The 17,278-nt window shown below is 44.4% G+C and carries 17 protein-coding genes and 1 pseudogene; 3 read left to right on the top strand and 15 right to left on the bottom strand.

Features of this window, described 5'->3' with window-relative positions; translation table 11 throughout:
* Positions 1-209: transposase (locus EAE89_RS21385; RefSeq protein ID WP_422615499.1), on the top strand; the 209-nt coding region annotated here is incomplete at its 5' end.
* Here EAE89_RS21385 and EAE89_RS21380 read toward each other — a convergent pair.
* The 6 genes from EAE89_RS21380 to EAE89_RS21355 all read right to left on the bottom strand — a co-directional run bounded on the left by EAE89_RS21380 (position 182) and on the right by EAE89_RS21355 (position 3,503).
* Positions 182-598: an aminotransferase class V-fold PLP-dependent enzyme gene (locus tag EAE89_RS21380; RefSeq protein ID WP_244866684.1), complete on the bottom strand. Its 417-nt coding sequence runs from the start codon at positions 596-598 to the stop codon at positions 182-184. The two genes, EAE89_RS21385 and EAE89_RS21380, sit on opposite strands and share 28 nt — an antisense overlap.
* Positions 598-1,254 carry an HIT family protein gene (locus EAE89_RS21375; RefSeq protein ID WP_214086536.1) on the bottom strand — a complete coding sequence of 219 codons (657 nt, stop codon included), beginning with the start codon at positions 1,252-1,254 and terminating at the stop codon, positions 598-600. The genes EAE89_RS21380 and EAE89_RS21375 overlap by 1 nt, the downstream gene beginning before the upstream one ends.
* 11 nt (positions 1,255-1,265) lie before the next feature.
* Entirely contained in the window at positions 1,266-2,195 is a 930-nt protein-coding gene (locus tag EAE89_RS21370; protein ID WP_235525432.1) for a hypothetical protein, read from the bottom strand.
* A gap of 338 nt (positions 2,196-2,533) precedes the next feature.
* The gene (locus EAE89_RS21365) at positions 2,534-2,788 is read right to left on the bottom strand and encodes a helix-turn-helix domain-containing protein (protein WP_054478085.1); all 255 of its coding nucleotides are present in this window, start codon (positions 2,786-2,788) and stop codon (positions 2,534-2,536) included.
* A 123-nt stretch (positions 2,789-2,911) separates the two neighbouring features.
* Complete coding sequence (locus tag EAE89_RS21360) at positions 2,912-3,193, bottom strand: helix-turn-helix domain-containing protein (protein ID WP_012776543.1); 282 nt, start codon at positions 3,191-3,193, stop codon at positions 2,912-2,914.
* A complete protein-coding gene (locus tag EAE89_RS21355; protein WP_054478089.1) occupies positions 3,180-3,503 on the bottom strand; it encodes a type II toxin-antitoxin system RelE/ParE family toxin in 324 nt (107 codons plus the stop codon). The genes EAE89_RS21360 and EAE89_RS21355 overlap by 14 nt, the downstream gene beginning before the upstream one ends.
* Positions 3,504-3,645: 142 nt before the next feature.
* Between EAE89_RS21355 and EAE89_RS23830 the strand changes: the two are divergent.
* Positions 3,646-3,988: pseudogene (locus EAE89_RS23830) on the top strand (type II toxin-antitoxin system RelE/ParE family toxin); the annotation flags it as partial.
* 133 nt (positions 3,989-4,121) lie between these two features.
* Positions 4,122-4,424, top strand: a complete 303-nt coding sequence (locus EAE89_RS21345) for a helix-turn-helix domain-containing protein (protein ID WP_214086537.1) — start codon at positions 4,122-4,124, stop codon at positions 4,422-4,424.
* A gap of 273 nt (positions 4,425-4,697) precedes the next feature.
* On the opposite strand, the gene rpoC is transcribed toward EAE89_RS21345, so the two are convergent.
* The 9 genes from rpoC to EAE89_RS21300 all read right to left on the bottom strand — a co-directional run.
* The gene (gene rpoC, locus EAE89_RS21340; RefSeq protein WP_054478093.1) at positions 4,698-8,918 is read right to left on the bottom strand and encodes a DNA-directed RNA polymerase subunit beta'; all 4,221 of its coding nucleotides are present in this window, start codon (positions 8,916-8,918) and stop codon (positions 4,698-4,700) included.
* A gap of 130 nt (positions 8,919-9,048) precedes the next feature.
* A complete protein-coding gene (rpoB, locus tag EAE89_RS21335; protein WP_054478094.1) occupies positions 9,049-13,077 on the bottom strand; it encodes a DNA-directed RNA polymerase subunit beta in 4,029 nt (1,342 codons plus the stop codon).
* 338 nt (positions 13,078-13,415) lie between these two features.
* Positions 13,416-13,784 (bottom strand): 50S ribosomal protein L7/L12, encoded by a 369-nt coding sequence (rplL, locus tag EAE89_RS21330; protein ID WP_054478096.1) that lies wholly within the window; start codon positions 13,782-13,784, stop codon positions 13,416-13,418.
* A 63-nt stretch (positions 13,785-13,847) separates the two neighbouring features.
* On the bottom strand, positions 13,848-14,345 hold the full coding sequence (gene rplJ, locus EAE89_RS21325) for a 50S ribosomal protein L10 (RefSeq protein ID WP_054478097.1): 498 nt from the start codon (positions 14,343-14,345) through the stop codon (positions 13,848-13,850).
* 307 nt (positions 14,346-14,652) lie between these two features.
* Entirely contained in the window at positions 14,653-15,354 is a 702-nt protein-coding gene (gene rplA / locus EAE89_RS21320; protein WP_054478098.1) for a 50S ribosomal protein L1, read from the bottom strand.
* Positions 15,355-15,357: 3 nt separating this feature from the next.
* Positions 15,358-15,786, bottom strand: coding sequence for a 50S ribosomal protein L11 (gene rplK, locus EAE89_RS21315; protein ID WP_149616809.1), 429 nt, complete (start codon positions 15,784-15,786; stop codon positions 15,358-15,360).
* 154 nt (positions 15,787-15,940) lie between these two features.
* Entirely contained in the window at positions 15,941-16,486 is a 546-nt protein-coding gene (gene nusG, locus EAE89_RS21310) for a transcription termination/antitermination protein NusG (RefSeq protein WP_011144820.1), read from the bottom strand.
* The gene (gene secE / locus EAE89_RS21305; protein WP_054478100.1) at positions 16,487-16,870 is read right to left on the bottom strand and encodes a preprotein translocase subunit SecE; all 384 of its coding nucleotides are present in this window, start codon (positions 16,868-16,870) and stop codon (positions 16,487-16,489) included. It abuts the gene before it with no gap.
* 274 nt (positions 16,871-17,144) lie between these two features.
* A partial coding sequence (locus tag EAE89_RS21300; RefSeq protein ID WP_072161849.1) for an EF-Tu C-terminal domain-related protein occupies positions 17,145-17,278 on the bottom strand: 134 nt, incomplete at its 5' end.

The following is a 17,278-nucleotide window of genomic DNA, read 5'->3' as shown; positions in this document are numbered from 1 at the left end:
AAAATAGTCAGCATTATATTCTTGATGTCGTTTTTAAAGAAGATGATTCACGGATTGTTCTGGATGGTGCGATTGAGAATCTTGCGTTATTCCGGCGTCTTGTCTTGAACATGGTTAAACAATGTGATTGTGGCGCCCCGAGCCAGAGAAACAAGCTCAAGAAAGCAGGCTGGAGTGATGATTATCGTGCAAGAGTGTTCTTTGGATGAAGATGAGTCAAAGTATGCTCGCGCCCTGCTGTCACATCGATCAATTGACTACTTACCCCAATATCTTTTAAATGCTCTATAGGTCTAAGTACTGAATTATGTTCTAAATGGGTAGTAATGACATTATCACCCGGCTTAAGCGTACCTTTTATACATTCGTTGAGTGAGTATGTTGCTCCTGAGTTAAAAATGACTGTCCCATGACTATTTAGCCCTGTTTGTTCAATTAATTCATGCCTACACTCTTCAATAAGCTCGGTAACCTTTTTAGATTGTTGCGATAAAGATCGCTCTGGAGTTACCCCAAGAGTGTCTAAATACATATTTATTATATCTTTTACCTCTTGTGACTTTGGCCATGAGGTAGAAGCTACATCTGCATATAACATTATCCAACCTCCATATGGTTACTAATATATAATTTGAATTTTTTATCCGTCGCATCCATTTCATTTATTCCCTCATTAACTCTCCAATCGGATCTTTCTGGCACATTCAAACTATTTGCTAATACCGTTCTTATCATTCCTCTCTCAATGAAATCTGATTCACCTATCGTAAAAATATATTTATTACCACTATCTTCAACGTAGATATAAGGGCCAGCCTCACCGAACATCTTAAGTTCATCCAATGAATCTATTGTATGAATTTTAAATTGATTTTTTAATTTATTATGAAGATCAATCTCGGTCGGGAAACAACATAAGTGCGCGTGATAACAGTATTTTTGATTTGGGTCCATGACGATACAGCCACCAGCTCGTCCATTTTCATAGCAAAGAGGATTATTTATATTATAATATTCACGATAAAAATCATTTATTATATTCTTAAATCGTTCCAGTTCTTTTATTGCTTCTTCATCATAGATTTCTGCCAAGCATCGGTATCCCCCTAAACTAGTTTCACATTTATTGGTGGCAATGATTACATAGCCCTCAATTATCTGGCCTTTAGGTACGAATGCATAAAAATATTTTCCTTGTAAAAGTATTTTATCTTTTTCAAAGGAAGATTCTGGGTGACAAAAAATACATCCCATTTTAAACCCCTTTATCGTTTGTCGATTCTGCTGATAAATATATCTTCATGACGCAAATTGAAATCTTCTTCGGTATGCCAGGCAATCATCATGCTAAATTTATTTATAATACTATGTTTATTCAGTCTGCTTTGTAGTTCAGCATAAATAGGATTTGGTAAGATTATTCTGCATTTTGTCCTCATAGCAAGACAAGAATCAATCACAGATATAATTGTACCGGGAGCGGTGTTTGATAAACCTATCACCTCTACCGTAGTATCATCAAAACCTAATATTGCTAACTCTTTCCCAACAGCTAATAACTTAATATCGCTGTAGTAAGGACACTGCTTTGCATAAGCAATCCAATTGTTATTTACTTCCCTACCGAAAAAATTGATTTTATTAATATTATCTATTTCATTAAAATCACTCAGGTCTACATCGATTTCGGTAGATCCCTCTACTAATATTTCTGTAAAGTCAAAAATGTTCACTCTACTACACATGTATTTTTCGAAAATCTTTGAATAACATTTTATTTTTCTTGTATCTGAATAACAAACCGTCGCATCTATATCATTACGATGTGTTTGTTTAGCGCTTTCTATTATCAAAGTTCGTGATTTTACACTTTCATCTACGCCAAAATCGCTAAGCATATTAATCGATACTCGTCGGTATTTAAGACTAAATTCACACTTTCTTGTTATAAGAATTGACAAGTATATATCGTTTTTTTTAGATAAAAATGCTTTTATTTCACTAGAAATATTATATTTCTTTTCTTTCAGACTTTTCCAAATAAAATAATCTAAGCTTCCTATATAACGCTTATAAAAATTATTTATTAGAATATAGTTTTCATCCGTTATATCTTCGTAGACTAGGGTTATTCCATTTCCCATGGCTTTAAAATTTTCCATTATCTTATCTCGGGATTTTATATTCTCGCTCATTGATTCTTATTCCCAAGTTTATATTCATTATCCGAATATATGATCATGAAATATTGTATTTTATGACATGCATCATGATTTTAAAGATCCAACCGGAGCATAAACTGTAATCCGTTATCCTGAAAAATTGAATTGCAGTTTCTCCCAATCATGCAAGAACAAAGGTGAAAATAGGTGTTTAAAAGAATAATCTTTCATAAATTCTCTGTGGTAGTGTTTTAAATGAAATAATCACATTAACCAGCTCCTGAATTAAATACGATGAGCTGTTTCTGCATACCGAATAATATCCCTGATATAGCCAAGGTGATTTTGCCGGTACCAAATTCATGAAATACTTAATCAGCAGTATATCCCCTATGGATTTCAAGATGCATTGCGGCGGCAAAGGAGTGGTTATTACCAGGCTGTTCTATTTTAGCAATAGTCGGTTGCTTGACCCCAAGCGCAATTGCCAGCTCAGTTTGTGAAACATCACGGGCCTCGCGGATCTGATAAAGCCCTATCTCCCGTTTCATTTCATCAACTTTTTTAGCAATTCTACGGCGGCTTTCAGGGCTGCGTTTTTCAAGCAATTCATCAAGTGTAGTCATACTCAGTTTTCCAAGCTAGGTGGGGAATTAATTCACACGATTATTTTACCTCTTGCTTTTACAAGAATTTCATTAATAGAGTCAAAAGGGTTAGTAATGCACTAACCCCATTAGCACAGAAAATTACAACGTAATTTGTGGGTTCTGGATACCACAGGCTTGCGCATAGCGCACTAATGTTTCTATACTGGCTTTTGTTACATTATTTTCCATTTTCGTCACCGTTGGCGGCGTCACCCCCATTCTTTCCGCAACTTGTGAGCGAGTCAGTCCAGCAAACTTACGCCACTCTGCAAGTGTTTCTTGCAATCTTTCCTTACGTTCTTCAGCTTCGTAAGCGGCTTTAAATTCAGAGTCTTTCATCATTTCTGCCAGAATCTCTGAATGTGTCTTATATTTCTTCATGTTTCATTTCCTCCAATCTGCGAAATGCTAAAGCTATCTCACTTGGATTGATTTTTTGTGTTTTCTTTATATAAACTCGCAGAATATATATTTGCTTTCCTGTCTGATATACCCATAATCCGCGTGCTATATCTCCCCCCATTGTTCGAATTTCGTAAAGACCATTTCCCAAATGTTTTGTGTCCGGTTCACGTAGTGAGCGAGGATCTTTTTCTAGCTTTCCAATCAACCTTACAAGTTTTACCCCTACTTTTGCTGGCAAAAACTTAATTTCTTGTTCAGCCTCATCATGGTATTTAACTATAAACACTCTAATTTCCTCCTAATGCAAAAAATTAACCCAAAAGGAAATTTTCATCAAGAGGAAAATTGCATTTTAATGAAATATCACTTCTGACTAAATTTCTTGACCATAGATTTCCATCTATATAGCACTTGACCTATATTGAACAATAAGTAATCATGTAACTATCGAGACAACAGACACCTTTGATGCATGGTTCGATGCTTTGGATGACACCGACAGCTTCAATAATAGCACTTCGGGAAAGAGGCCCTATGTTACCCAGGCCATACGCAGATACTGTGAACAGTTCATGCCACAGCAACATGAAAGAATTACGTGTCCAAAGCAAAGGCGACCCGCTCCGAGCATTTTTTGCGTTCGACCCCAAGCGGAGAGGAATTTTGCTTTGCGCCGGTAACAAAACCGGAAACGAGAAACGGTTTTATGAAACGTTGATTCCGATTGCTGACCATGAGTTCACGGCACATCTGGAAAAGCTAAAAAAGGAGTATACCCTATGGATTTCAAGTTGCATCGCGACGGCAAGGGAACGAATCCCCGGGAGCATAGATAACTATGTGACCGGGGTGAGTGAGTGCAGCCAACAAAGAGGCAGCTTGAAAGATGACGGGTATAAACACTATGGCAAAAACTCTTGATCCAATATTAGCAAACGAAAAGCCCGAAGTTGTTGCCAATGCACAAGCTGCGGCAACGGAGATGTTGCTAAACATCCATTTGGCAGAACTTCGTGAGCAGGTACAAAAGACTCAAGGCGAAATAGCTCTGGCTCTTGGTATCAAGCAACCCACGGTTTCTGACATGGAGAAGCTTGGCCGCGATTTGAAACTGTCTTCCCTCAAACGTTACGTTGAGGCAACGGGTAGCAAGCTGCGTCTCGATATCGAGTTACCCGACGGTACCCACTACGAATTTTCCGTTTAGCCACAAACGCTCCGGTAACCCTCGCGGATATATTCAAGATAAATGTCCGCATCGACTTTTTTACGTGCCAGATGATTGTGAAGAGCAAGGTCTTCAAGTGAACGCTTTTTAGGAAAGAAAAATTTGAGGAGAGATTCTTAACGCGGGACAAGCTCCATTTTGTAAACGGAACTCGATGAAAACAGAGCGCCAAGTGAAAAATTGGCTCATTATCAAAAAGTTGAAATGCCCTCCTTTTGGGAGGGCATTTAATTAGCTAGCGTGTTCTAAGAATTACTTCTTATCGCCACCAAAACCGGCATTCAACAGTTCTGCCAAATTCGCAGTAGCCTCATCGACACTCACTGGTGGTGCTTCAGAAGCTTCGTTCAACTGACGACGACGTATACGATCCTGATGGTACGCATAACCGGTACCCGCAGGGATCAGACGACCGACGATGACGTTCTCTTTCAAGCCACGCAGTTCATCACGTTTACCAGCAACCGCGGCTTCAGTCAGTACGCGGGTTGTTTCCTGGAACGATGCCGCAGAGATGAAAGATTCAGTTGCCAGAGACGCTTTGGTGATACCCAACAGATCACGGCCATAAGTTGCAGGGACTTTACCATCCTGTTCCAGCTTACGGTTTGCCACTTTAACGCGGGCATATTCAACCTGTTCGCCTTCCAGGAACTCGGAGCTACCTGCACTTTCAATGGTTGCTTTACGCAGCATCTGACGAACGATAACCTCAATGTGTTTATCGTTAATCTTAACCCCTTGCAGACGGTAAACTTCCTGAACTTCGTTGGTGATGTAACGGGTAACCGCATGAACACCACGCAGGCGCAGAATGTCATGTGGAGACTCTGGACCATCGGAGATCACGTCACCACGTTCAACAACTTCACCCTCGAACACGTTCAACTGACGCCATTTAGGGATCATCTCTTCGTAAGCATCACCACCATCTAATGGGGAAATGACCAAACGACGTTTGCCCTTAGTTTCTTTACCGAAGGAAACGATACCGCTGACTTCAGCCAAGATGGCAGGCTCTTTCGGACGACGTGCTTCGAACAGGTCAGCAACGCGTGGCAGACCACCGGTAATATCTTTCGTACCGCCGGATTCCTGAGGAATACGTGCTAACGTATCACCCGCAGAAATGCTCACGCCATCGTCCAATTGAACAATGGCTTTGCCGGGTAAGAAATATTGAGCAGGCATATCAGTACCTGGGATCAATACATCGTCACCATTGGCATCAACAATTTTCAAGGCCGGACGCAAGTCTTTCCCACTACCGGTACGCTCTGCACTATCCAGAACAACCAATGAAGACAAACCTGTCAACTCATCAGTCTGACGGGTAATGGTCTGACTATCTACCATGTCAGCGAAACGGATGATACCGGATACTTCACTGACAACTGGCATGGTATGTGGGTCCCAGTTAGCAACGGTTTCGCCACCGTTAACTGCTTCGCCATCACCCTTACCCAGCACCGCACCGTAAGGTACTTTATAACTTTCTTTAGTACGGCCAAATTCGTCGATCAGACACAGCTCTGTGTTACGAGAAGTAATCACCAGTTTGCCAGCCGAGTTCGTCACGGATTTAGCGTTAAACAGCTTCAGACTACCTTTGTTACGAACCTGAATGCTGGATTCTGCTGCGGCACGAGATGCCGCACCACCGATGTGGAACGTACGCATCGTCAGCTGTGTACCCGGCTCACCGATGGACTGAGCCGCAATAACACCAACAGCTTCACCTTTATTGATGATGTGTCCACGAGCAAGGTCACGACCATAACAGTTTGCACAAACACCAAAGTCAGTTTCACAACTTACAACAGAACGTACTTTAATGCTGTCAACAGAGCTTTCTTCTAACAGATCACACCATTTTTCGTTCAGCAATGTGTTACGTGGGACCAGAATGTCAGCCGTACCCGGCTTCAGCACATCTTCTGCCGTCACACGGCCCAATACACGCTCACGCAGTGGTTCTTTAACATCACCACCTTCAATCACCGGCGTCATCAGGATACCTTCGTGAGTACCACAGTCGTCTTCTGTAACAACCAGATCCTGTGCCACGTCAACCAGACGGCGAGTCAAGTAACCAGAGTTCGCCGTTTTCAGTGCGGTATCCGCAAGCCCTTTACGAGCACCGTGGGTTGAGATGAAGTACTGGAGTACGTTCAAACCTTCACGGAAGTTCGCGGTAATTGGGGTTTCGATGATGGAGCCATCTGGTTTAGCCATCAAGCCACGCATACCCGCCAACTGACGGATCTGAGCGGCAGAACCACGCGCACCGGAGTCAGCCATCATAAAGATGCTGTTGAAGGAGACTTGTTGTTCTTCTTCACCGTCACGGTTAATCACTGTTTCAGTGGACAGGTTTTCCATCATTGCCTTAGCAACACGCTCGTTTGCTGCGGCCCAGATATCGATAACCTTGTTATAACGTTCGCCGGCTGTTACCAAACCAGACTGGAACTGTTCCTGAATTTCAGCAACCTCTGCCTCTGCTTCTGCAATGATCCCCGCTTTTTTCTCCGGGATAACCATGTCATCGATCCCAACAGATGCCCCTGAACGTGCAGCATAGGCAAAGCCGGTGTACATGATCTGGTCAGCGAAGATAACGGTTGGTTTCAGACCCATCACGCGGTAGCAAGTGTTCAACATTCTGGAGATAGCTTTTTTACCCAGTGGTTGGTTAACCAAAGAGTAAGGCAGACCTCTCGGTACGATCATCCACAGGATTGCTCGACCAATGGTCGTATCAACCAAACCAGTGCTGGTCGTGATGTTGCCTTCACCATCTTTCACTTCTTCAGTAATACGAACTTTGACGCGGGCATGCAGAGAAGCCAGACCTGCGCGATATACGCGTTCTGCTTCTTTAGGCCCAGTCAGCACCATGCCTTCGCCTTTAGCGTTAACACAGTCACGGGTCATATAGTACAGACCCAAAACAACGTCCTGAGATGGAACAATGATTGGCTCACCGCTCGCTGGAGACAGGATGTTGTTGGTAGACATCATCAGTGCACGCGCTTCTAACTGGGCTTCAAGTGTCAACGGTACGTGAACAGCCATCTGGTCACCGTCGAAGTCGGCGTTATATGCCGCACACACCAATGGGTGCAACTGAATCGCTTTACCTTCGATCAGAACCGGTTCGAATGCCTGAATACCCAAACGGTGAAGTGTCGGTGCACGGTTCAGCAGAACCGGGTGTTCACGAATAACTTCATCCAAGATATCCCAGACAACCGCCTCTTCACGCTCAACCATCTTCTTGGCTGCTTTAATGGTGGTCGCCAAACCACGCAGTTCCAGCTTGCCGTAGATGAATGGCTTGAACAGCTCCAGTGCCATCTTTTTAGGCAGACCACACTGATGCAAACGCAGATAAGGACCTACGGTGATGACAGAACGACCGGAATAGTCAACACGTTTACCTAACAGGTTTTGACGGAAACGGCCCTGTTTACCCTTGATCATATCTGCCAGGGATTTCAGAGGACGTTTGTTAGAACCAGTAATTGCACGACCGCGACGACCGTTATCCAGCAAAGCATCGACCGCTTCCTGCAACATACGTTTTTCATTACGAACGATGATATCTGGTGCAGCCAGATCCAACAGGCGTTTCAAACGGTTGTTACGGTTAATAACACGACGATACAGATCGTTCAGATCCGAAGTGGCAAAACGACCACCATCCAGTGGAACCAATGGACGTAGATCCGGTGGCAGAACTGGCAGAACCGTCAGCACCATCCATTCAGGTTTGTTACCAGACTGAATAAAGGCTTCCAACAGCTTAATACGTTTGGTCAGTTTTTTACGTTTAGTTTCAGAGTTAGTTTCATTTAACTCTTCACGCAACGTTTCACACTCATTTTCCAGATCGAGATTTTTCAGCAAAGACTGGATAGCTTCTGCACCCATCTTCGCATCAAATTCATCACCAAACTCTTCCAGTGCATCCAGGTATTGCTCTTCTGTCAGGATCTGACTACGTTCCAGGCTAGTCATACCGCCTTCTACAACCACATAGGATTCGAAGTACAGTACGCGCTCAATATCACGCAGTGGCATATCCAGCAACAAACCGATGCGGGATGGCAATGATTTCAGGAACCAAATGTGTGCAGTCGGAGAAGCCAGTTCGATGTGCCCCATACGTTCACGACGAACTTTAGTCTGGGTGACTTCTACGCCACACTTCTCACAAATCACACCACGGTGTTTCAGACGCTTGTATTTACCACACAAGCACTCATAGTCTTTTACCGGTCCGAAAATACGGGCGCAGAAAAGGCCGTCACGCTCAGGTTTGAACGTACGGTAGTTAATAGTTTCCGGCTTTTTCACTTCACCGAATGACCATGAACGGATCATATCTGGCGAGGCCAGAGCAATTTTGATCGCATCAAACTCTTCGGTCTTAGTTTGCGCTTTCAGAAACTTCAATAAGTCTTTCACGAAATGGCTCCTGTCGGAGTTAGACCTGTCAGGAGAGCGGCCCATGCCACTCCCCCCTATAACCAGTGCAACCACTGGCTGGTAAACTGCCCGTCATCTCCATTCAGGGCAGTACCAGCGGGAATACGATTTACTCGTCTTCCAGCTCGATGTTGATACCCAGAGAGCGGATCTCTTTCAACAATACGTTAAAGGATTCCGGCATACCTGGTTCCATCTGGTGGTTGCCATCCACGATGTTTTTATACATCTTGGTACGGCCGTTAACATCGTCGGACTTGACGGTGAGCATTTCCTGCAAGGTGTATGCAGCACCATATGCTTCCAATGCCCACACTTCCATCTCACCGAAGCGTTGACCACCGAACTGCGCCTTACCACCCAGCGGTTGCTGAGTAACCAAGCTGTACGAACCAGTTGAACGAGCGTGCATCTTGTCATCCACCAAGTGGTTCAGTTTCAACATATACATGTAGCCAACTGTAACCTGGCGTTCGAATTGCTCACCAGTACGACCATCAAACAGGGTAATCTGACCAGAAGTTGGTAAGTCACCCAATTTCAGCAGTTCTTTAATTTCTTTCTCTTTCGCACCATCAAACACTGGTGTCGCAATTGGCATACCTTTTTTCAGGTTTTCAGCCAGACGAAGAACTTCTTCATCAGAGAAAGTGTTCAGATCAACTTTCTGACGGGTTTCATCACCCAGGTCATAAGCTTTCTGGATAAATTCACGCAGTTTGGCAACTTCCTGCTGCTGTTTCAGCATTGCGTTGATCTTGTCACCAATACCTTTCGCAGCCATGCCTAAGTGAGTTTCCAGGATCTGACCAATGTTCATACGTGATGGTACGCCCAGTGGGTTCAGTACGATATCTACCGGAGTACCGTTTTCATCGTAAGGCATATCCTCGATCGGGTTGATCTTGGAAATAACACCCTTGTTACCATGGCGACCTGCCATCTTATCGCCAGGCTGAATCTGACGTTTAACTGCCAGGTAAACTTTAACGATTTTCAGTACGCCAGGTGCGAGATCATCACCTTGCGTGATCTTACGGCGTTTAGCATCCAGTTTTTTCTCGAACTCAGCTTTCAGTTCGTCATACTGTTCAGCCAACTGTTCCAACTGATTCTGTTTCTCTTCATCAGCCAGACCCAGTTCCAACCAACGCTCACGAGGGAGTTTGTCAAGTTTCTCAGCTTCTATACCGCCAGAAATCAGTACAGAACGGATGCGCGCGAACAAACCAGCTTCAAAGATTTGCAGCTCTTCTGTCAGGTCTTTCTTAGCCTGACGCAATTGCATCTCTTCAATTTCCAGAGCTCGCTTATCTTTTTCCACACCGTCACGGGTAAATACCTGTACGTCGATAACCGTACCGGATACACCATTTGGTACGCGCAGAGAAGAGTCTTTAACATCGGACGCTTTCTCACCGAAGATAGCACGCAGTAGTTTTTCTTCTGGCGTCAGTTGGGTTTCACCTTTAGGTGTCACTTTACCCACCAGAATGTCACCACCGGTAACTTCCGCACCGATATAAACGATACCGGATTCATCCAGTTTGGAGAGGGCCGCTTCACCCACGTTAGGGATGTCAGCAGTGATCTCTTCAGGCCCTAATTTGGTATCACGAGATACACAAGCCAATTCCTGAATATGAATGGTTGTAAAGCGATCTTCCTGAACAACACGCTCAGAAACTAAGATGGAGTCCTCGAAGTTATAACCATTCCACGGCATGAACGCTACGCGCATGTTCTGACCCAGCGCCAACTCACCCAAATCAGTGGATGGGCCGTCAGCCAGCACATCACCGCGTTCTACTGGTTCACCCAGAGAAACGCATGGCATTTGGTTAATACAAGTGTTCTGGTTAGAACGGGTATATTTAGTCAGGTTATAGATATCAATACCTGCTTCACCCGAATACATTTCATCTTCGTTTACTTTGATAACGATACGAGACGCATCAACGTACTGAACCACACCACCGCGTTTAGCTACGGAAGTTACACCTGAGTCAACGGCTACAGCCCGTTCCATACCTGTACCTACCAACGGCTTATCAGCACGCAGAGTAGGAACAGCCTGACGTTGCATGTTTGCACCCATCAATGCACGGTTTGCGTCATCGTGTTCCAAGAATGGGATCAAAGAAGCACCAACGGAAACCACCTGCTGGGTAGAAACGTCCATATATTCAACCTGTTCACGGTTGAATAAGCTGGATTCGCCATAGTTACGACAGGTTATTAGATCTTCAACGAAATGGCCTTCATCATCTAATACGGTGTTTGCCTGTGCAATGACGAAGTTACCTTCTTCAATCGCAGACAGATAATGAATTTCATCCGTTACAACGCCGTCACGAACCAAACGGTATGGGGTTTCAAGGAAACCATACTCGTTAGTCTGTGCATAAACAGACAATGAGTTAATCAGACCGATGTTCGGACCTTCCGGGGTTTCGATTGGACATACACGGCCATAGTGAGTTGGATGTACGTCACGTACTTCGAAGCCCGCACGCTCACGAGTCAAACCACCTGGACCTAACGCAGAGATACGGCGTTTGTGGGTGATTTCAGAAAGCGGGTTGTTTTGGTCCATAAACTGAGACAGCTGGCTGGAACCAAAGAACTCTTTCACTGCGGCTGAAATCGGCTTAGCGTTGATCATGTCCTGAGGCATCAGAGTATCCAGATCACCCAGAGACAGACGCTCTTTAACTGCACGCTCAACACGTACCAGACCAACACGGAACTGGTTTTCTGCCATTTCACCAACGGAACGGATACGACGGTTACCTAAGTGGTCAATATCGTCGACTTCACCTTTACCATTACGGATATCAATGAGCTTCTTCATGACATCAATGATGTCATCTTTACTCAGAATACCGGAGCCTTCGACTTCTTCACGGCTCAATGAGCGGTTGAATTTCATACGACCAACCGCAGAAAGATCATAACGATCTTCTGAGAAGAACAGATTTTCAAACAGATTTTCTGCCGCTTCACGCGTTGGTGGCTCACCAGGACGCATCATGCGATAAATCTCAACCAAAGCACTCAAACGATCATTGGTTGGATCAACACGAAGTGTCTCAGAAATATATGCGCCGTGATCTAAATCGTTGGTGAACAATGTTTCGATAGATTTATGACCAGACTGGCTCAAACGTGCCAACAGATCTAAAGAGAGCTCCATGTTAGCAGCACAGATAATTTCACCTGTGTTGACATCAATGTAGTCTCTTGCAACAACTTTACCCGCAATGTATTCAACAGGAACCTCAATGCGGTTCACTTCGTCTTTTTCTAACTGGCGGATATGACGCGCGGTAATACGACGGCCTTTTTCAACATAAACTTTGCCGTTTGCTTCAATATCAAAAGAAGCTGTCTCACCACGCAGACGCTCTGGCACCAGAGTCATCTGTAGTTTGTTGTCACGAATTTCGAAAACTGTTTTACTGAAGAACAGGTTCAAAACGTCTTCAGTACTGTAATTCATTGCACGCAGAATAATAGTTGCCGGCAATTTACGACGGCGGTCAATACGCACAAACAGGTTATCTTTTGGATCGAATTCGAAATCTAACCAGGAACCACGATAGGGGATAATGCGTGCGTTATACAGCACCTTACCAGATGAGTGAGTTTTACCCTTATCGCTGTCAAAGAATACCCCAGGACTACGATGTAACTGGGAAACAATAACCCTTTCAGTACCGTTGATAACAAAAGTACCGTTGTCAGTCATGAGTGGAATTTCACCCATGTAGACTTCTTGTTCTTTAATATCTTTGACTGTGCCTTCCGGTGCTTCACGTTCATAGATAACCAGACGCAGTTTAACCCGCAAAGGTGCAGAATAAGTTACACCACGAATCTGGCACTCTTTAACATCAAACACAGGCTCACCAAGACGGTAGCTAACGTATTGCAGCTCCGAACTGCCACTGTAGCTCTGAATTGGGAATACAGAACGGAATGCCGCTTCTAAACCATTCTGGCCTTCTGGATCTTGCTCGATAAACTTCTGGAACGAGTCAAGTTGGATAGAAAGGAGATAGGGTACGTCCAAAACTTGCGGACGCTTACCAAAATCCTTACGAATACGTTTTTTCTCGGTATAGGAGTAAACCATAGGGTTCCTCAGCTCGCTGATCAGTGACCCACTCTGTCCGCCCTAAAGGACAGCTCTTTACGACACTATTTTTTCGAACAGAAAATTGAATTATTTTCCATAATACTCATTGCTATTACTCTTAAATCATTTCATTGCGTTACCTTACTACCGAGCTACCCGAGTGGATCGTAGCTGAGAACGCAGTATATTAAGTCGTCAATAGGAAAAAGTATTTGGGGTTAACTAGTAGCCAAATAGTGGAAATGCTACTAATACCCTACAGCGCAAAAAGGCTGGTGACCAAAAAATCACCAGCCGTCAGCCTCTAAAGTCAGGCTGCTAACTTAAAACTGAGCTTACTTAATCTCAACAGAAGCGCCTGCTTCTTCCAGAGATTTTTTCAGGGCTTCAGCGTCATCTTTGCTGATGCCTTCTTTCAGTGTAGCGTTTGGAGCGCTCTCAACCAGATCTTTTGCTTCTTTCAGACCCAGGCCAGTTGCGCCACGTACTGCTTTGATAACAGCAACTTTGTTACCGCCAATAGCAGACAGAACAACGTCAAACTCGGTTTTTTCTTCAACAGCTTCAACTGCGCCAGCAGCAACAGCTACAGCGGCAGCAGCAGAAACGCCGAATTTGTCTTCCATTGCAGTGATCAGTTCAACAACATCCATGACGGACATTGTTGCAACTGTGTCCAGAATTTGTTCTTTAGTGATAGACATAACAAGTGTTCCTAAAATTCAGAAATAATTTATACGTTAAAAAGCAACGAAGGAAATTGGCAATTAAACTGCTTCTCTCTGCTCGCGTAACGCAGCCAATGTACGAACCAATTTGCCTGCAACGGCTTCTTTCATGGTTGACATCAGGCGTGCGATTGCTTCTTCGTAAGTTGGGAGTGTTGCCAAACGGTCAATATTGGCCGCAGGAATAAACTCTCCTTCAAAGGCTGCTGCTTTAATCTCGAATGCTGGATTCGCTTTCGCGAACTCTTTGAACAGACGAGCAGCTGCGCCCGGATGTTCATTAGAGAAAGCAATCAAGGTTGGACCAATAAACGCTTCTTTCAGGCACTCATATTCAGTACCTTCAACCGCACGGCGAATCAGTGTGTTACGAACAACACGGATATAAACGCCAGCTTCGCGACCTGCTTTACGCAGTTCAGTCATTTTATCTACAGTAACGCCACGGGAATCCGCAACAACCGCAGACAGCGCGCCTTTGGCTACTTCGCTGACTTCAGCAACAATCGCTTGTTTGTCTTGAAGATTTAGTGCCATTAGCTTCTTGCTCCTGGATTAACCGGGAAGAACCCGGAACTCACATCACTCATAACACCACAGGTGTCTGAGCTCTAAAACACGGCGAGCAGAATCCAGAAATGAATTTCATTTGGCTCTGTCACCGTCTACGCAGGGATATTAAGTAATCACTTACACCTGCGGTCTTGGACGGGGCTTGGATTAGGCCAAGCTCCAACCGAAAATTGTTTGTTTAGCTAATAAATAATCTATCAGCTAAACATAAGGCGCCAAATTTTAGACAAATCTGACGCCAAGGTAAAGCGATAATCACATTCAGTTTAAATTAAACTGAAGCGCTCAGACCAGATTGGTCAATCGCTACACCAGCGCCCATAGTAGTGGACAGGCTAATTTTCTTAACGAAAACACCTTTAGCAGAAGATGGTTTTGCTTTTTTCAATGCAACCAGCAGAGCTTCCAGGTTTTCTTTCAGTTTGTCAGCGTCGAAGTCAACTTTACCGATGGTGGTGTGGATAATGCCGCCTTTATCGTTACGGTAACGAACCTGACCCGCTTTAGCGTTCTGAACAGCTTCAGCAACGTTAGGCGTTACAGTACCCACTTTAGGGTTTGGCATCAGACCACGTGGACCCAGGATTTGACCTAATTGGCCAACAACGCGCATTGCATCTGGAGATGCAATCACAACGTCAAAATCCATTTCGCCTTTTTTGACCAGCTCAGCCAGGTCTTCCATACCTACCAGTTCAGCGCCAGCCGCTTTAGCGGCTTCAGCGTTTGCACCCTGGGTAAATACAGCTACACGAACAGAACGGCCAGTACCATGAGGCAATACAGTTGCACCACGTACGTTTTGATCAGATTTACGCGCGTCAATGCCGAGGTTAACAGCAACGTCAACGCTTTCTACGAATTTAGCGGTAGCCAATTCTTTCAGAAGAGCAATGGCTTCGTTAATGTCATATTGTTTAGTCGCATCAACTTTTTCACGGATTGTGCGCATGCGCTTGGTCAGTTTAGCCATCGATTAATCCTCCACTACCAGGCCCATGGAACGAGCAGTACCTTCGATTGAACGCATCATTGCGTCAACGTTAGCGCCAGTCATATCCGCAGCTTTAGTTTCAGCAATTTCACGAACCTGAGCGCTGGTCACTTTACCAACTTTATCTTTGTTCGGTTTGCCGGAACCAGATTTAACACCCGCTGCTTTTTTCAGCAGAACAGCTGCCGGTGGGGTTTTAGTAACGAAAGTGAAAGAACGATCAGAATAAACAGTGATCACAACAGGAATTGGCAGACCTTTTTCAATGCTGTCAGTTTTAGCATTGAACGCCTTACAGAATTCCATGATGTTAACACCTTGCTGACCCAAAGCAGGACCTACTGGAGGGCTTGGGTTAGCCATACCAGCTGCAACCTGCAGCTTGACATAGGCTTGTACTTTCTTAGCCATTGATAATTTCCTCTATGTGGGTGATATCGCCTATTTAAAAGGCTCCCCTGTTATTTCAGCCCCGCCTTTTAAGGCCAAGCCACTAAAAACAAAAGGCGCGAAATTGTATGTTAATTTCCCGCCTATTACAAGCCAGAGAATATACGGCTAAAAATTAAGCTTTCTCTACCTGACTGAAATCCAGCTCAACCGGTGTCGCGCGACCAAAGATAGAAACCGATACTTTCAGGCGGCTTTTCTCGTAGTCGACTTCTTCCACAACACCATTGAAGTCTGCGAATGGACCATCGCTGACACGAACCATTTCGCCTGGCTCGAACAATGTTTTTGGCCGTGGTTTATCACCAACCTGTTGCAAACGATTCATAATCGCATCAACTTCTTTATCACTGATTGGTGCCGGACGGTCAGATGTACCACCGATAAAACCCATGACGCGTGGTACGCTGCGAACAAGATGCCATGTTGCATCGTTCATGATCATTTGTACCAGCACATAGCCAGGGAAGAATTTACGCTCACTTTTGCGACGCTGGCCGCTACGAATCTCAACAACTTCCTCTGTTGGCACCATCACTTCGCCAAAAGAATCTTCCATATCATGCAATTTGATATGTTCACGTAAAGATTGTGCGACACGACCTTCAAACCCGGAGAATGCCTGTATGACATACCAACGTTTTTTTGGGGAATCTGACATTTAGAACCTCAGGCCTGTAATAAATGAAACTAAACGCACCAGGATACCGTCAAGACCCCAGAGGATCAAAGACATCAATGCAGTGACTGCCGCAACAATCAACGTCGTGTGCAACGCTTCCTGGCGAGTTGGCCAAATGACTTTGCGCATTTCAATGCGGGCTTCACGAGCGAAAGCCAGCGTGGTTTTGCCTTTTGCAGTCCAGAGCGCAGCCGCTCCCGCAAGAGCAACCATAACAACAACTGCTATCGCGCGCAGAGGAAGACTATACTCTCGATAAAGGTAATTACCAACGATAGCAACCGTCAATAAAGCTGCTACTAATAGCCATTTCACTACCTCAAGACTGCGCCTGCTTCCTTGAGCATCGGTATTCGCACTCATAAACCAACCTGTAACTATGATTTAATATAGATAGCCAGCTTGCCTCGCAAGAGCAAAACAAATCAGACCGAACCAAAAAATTTGAGTGATTGTATCTGACTTGGCGCCATAATTCAGTATGGCATTACATATCTGAGAGATATATAGCCAATTCGTTGCATCAGAGCCTATCTCACCAATAATTAAAAACAACCATTGATGAGATAGGTTCTTTATAAAACAACGTGCAAAAAGGGCATCTGTTGATGCCCTTTTAGAGTAATCACATCAAAAATTATGCGATAACTTTAGCAACAACACCAGCACCTACTGTACGGCCACCTTCACGGATAGCGAAGCGCAGACCCTGGTCCATTGCGATTGGCGCAATCAGGGTAACTACCATCTGAATGTTATCACCTGGCATCA

This window comes from Photorhabdus heterorhabditis, from assembly GCF_018448905.1.
Classification (GTDB): Bacteria; Pseudomonadota; Gammaproteobacteria; order Enterobacterales; family Enterobacteriaceae; genus Photorhabdus; species Photorhabdus heterorhabditis.
Note: the sequence above shows the minus strand (reverse complement) of the source record. Positions and strands in the feature narration are given on the sequence as shown.

What these genes read in the sequence shown, in the direction of transcription:
- EAE89_RS21380 (WP_244866684.1), bottom strand. Translation starts at nt 598, where the DNA reads ATGTTATATGCAGATGTAGCTTCTACCTCATGGCCAAAGTCACAAGAG.
- EAE89_RS21375 (WP_214086536.1), bottom strand. Translation starts at nt 1,254, where the DNA reads ATGGGATGTATTTTTTGTCACCCAGAATCTTCCTTTGAAAAAGATAAA.
- EAE89_RS21370 (WP_235525432.1), bottom strand. Translation starts at nt 2,195, where the DNA reads ATGAGCGAGAATATAAAATCCCGAGATAAGATAATGGAAAATTTTAAA.
- EAE89_RS21365 (WP_054478085.1), bottom strand. Translation starts at nt 2,788, where the DNA reads ATGACTACACTTGATGAATTGCTTGAAAAACGCAGCCCTGAAAGCCGC.
- EAE89_RS21360 (WP_012776543.1), bottom strand. Translation starts at nt 3,193, where the DNA reads ATGAAGAAATATAAGACACATTCAGAGATTCTGGCAGAAATGATGAAA.
- EAE89_RS21345 (WP_214086537.1), top strand. Translation starts at nt 4,122, where the DNA reads ATGGCAAAAACTCTTGATCCAATATTAGCAAACGAAAAGCCCGAAGTT.
- rpoB (WP_054478094.1), bottom strand. Translation starts at nt 13,077, where the DNA reads ATGGTTTACTCCTATACCGAGAAAAAACGTATTCGTAAGGATTTTGGT.
- rplL (WP_054478096.1), bottom strand. Translation starts at nt 13,784, where the DNA reads ATGTCTATCACTAAAGAACAAATTCTGGACACAGTTGCAACAATGTCC.
- rplJ (WP_054478097.1), bottom strand. Translation starts at nt 14,345, where the DNA reads ATGGCACTAAATCTTCAAGACAAACAAGCGATTGTTGCTGAAGTCAGC.
- rplA (WP_054478098.1), bottom strand. Translation starts at nt 15,354, where the DNA reads ATGGCTAAACTGACCAAGCGCATGCGCACAATCCGTGAAAAAGTTGAT.
- rplK (WP_149616809.1), bottom strand. Translation starts at nt 15,786, where the DNA reads ATGGCTAAGAAAGTACAAGCCTATGTCAAGCTGCAGGTTGCAGCTGGT.
- nusG (WP_011144820.1), bottom strand. Translation starts at nt 16,486, where the DNA reads ATGTCAGATTCCCCAAAAAAACGTTGGTATGTCATACAGGCATTCTCC.
- secE (WP_054478100.1), bottom strand. Translation starts at nt 16,870, where the DNA reads ATGAGTGCGAATACCGATGCTCAAGGAAGCAGGCGCAGTCTTGAGGTA.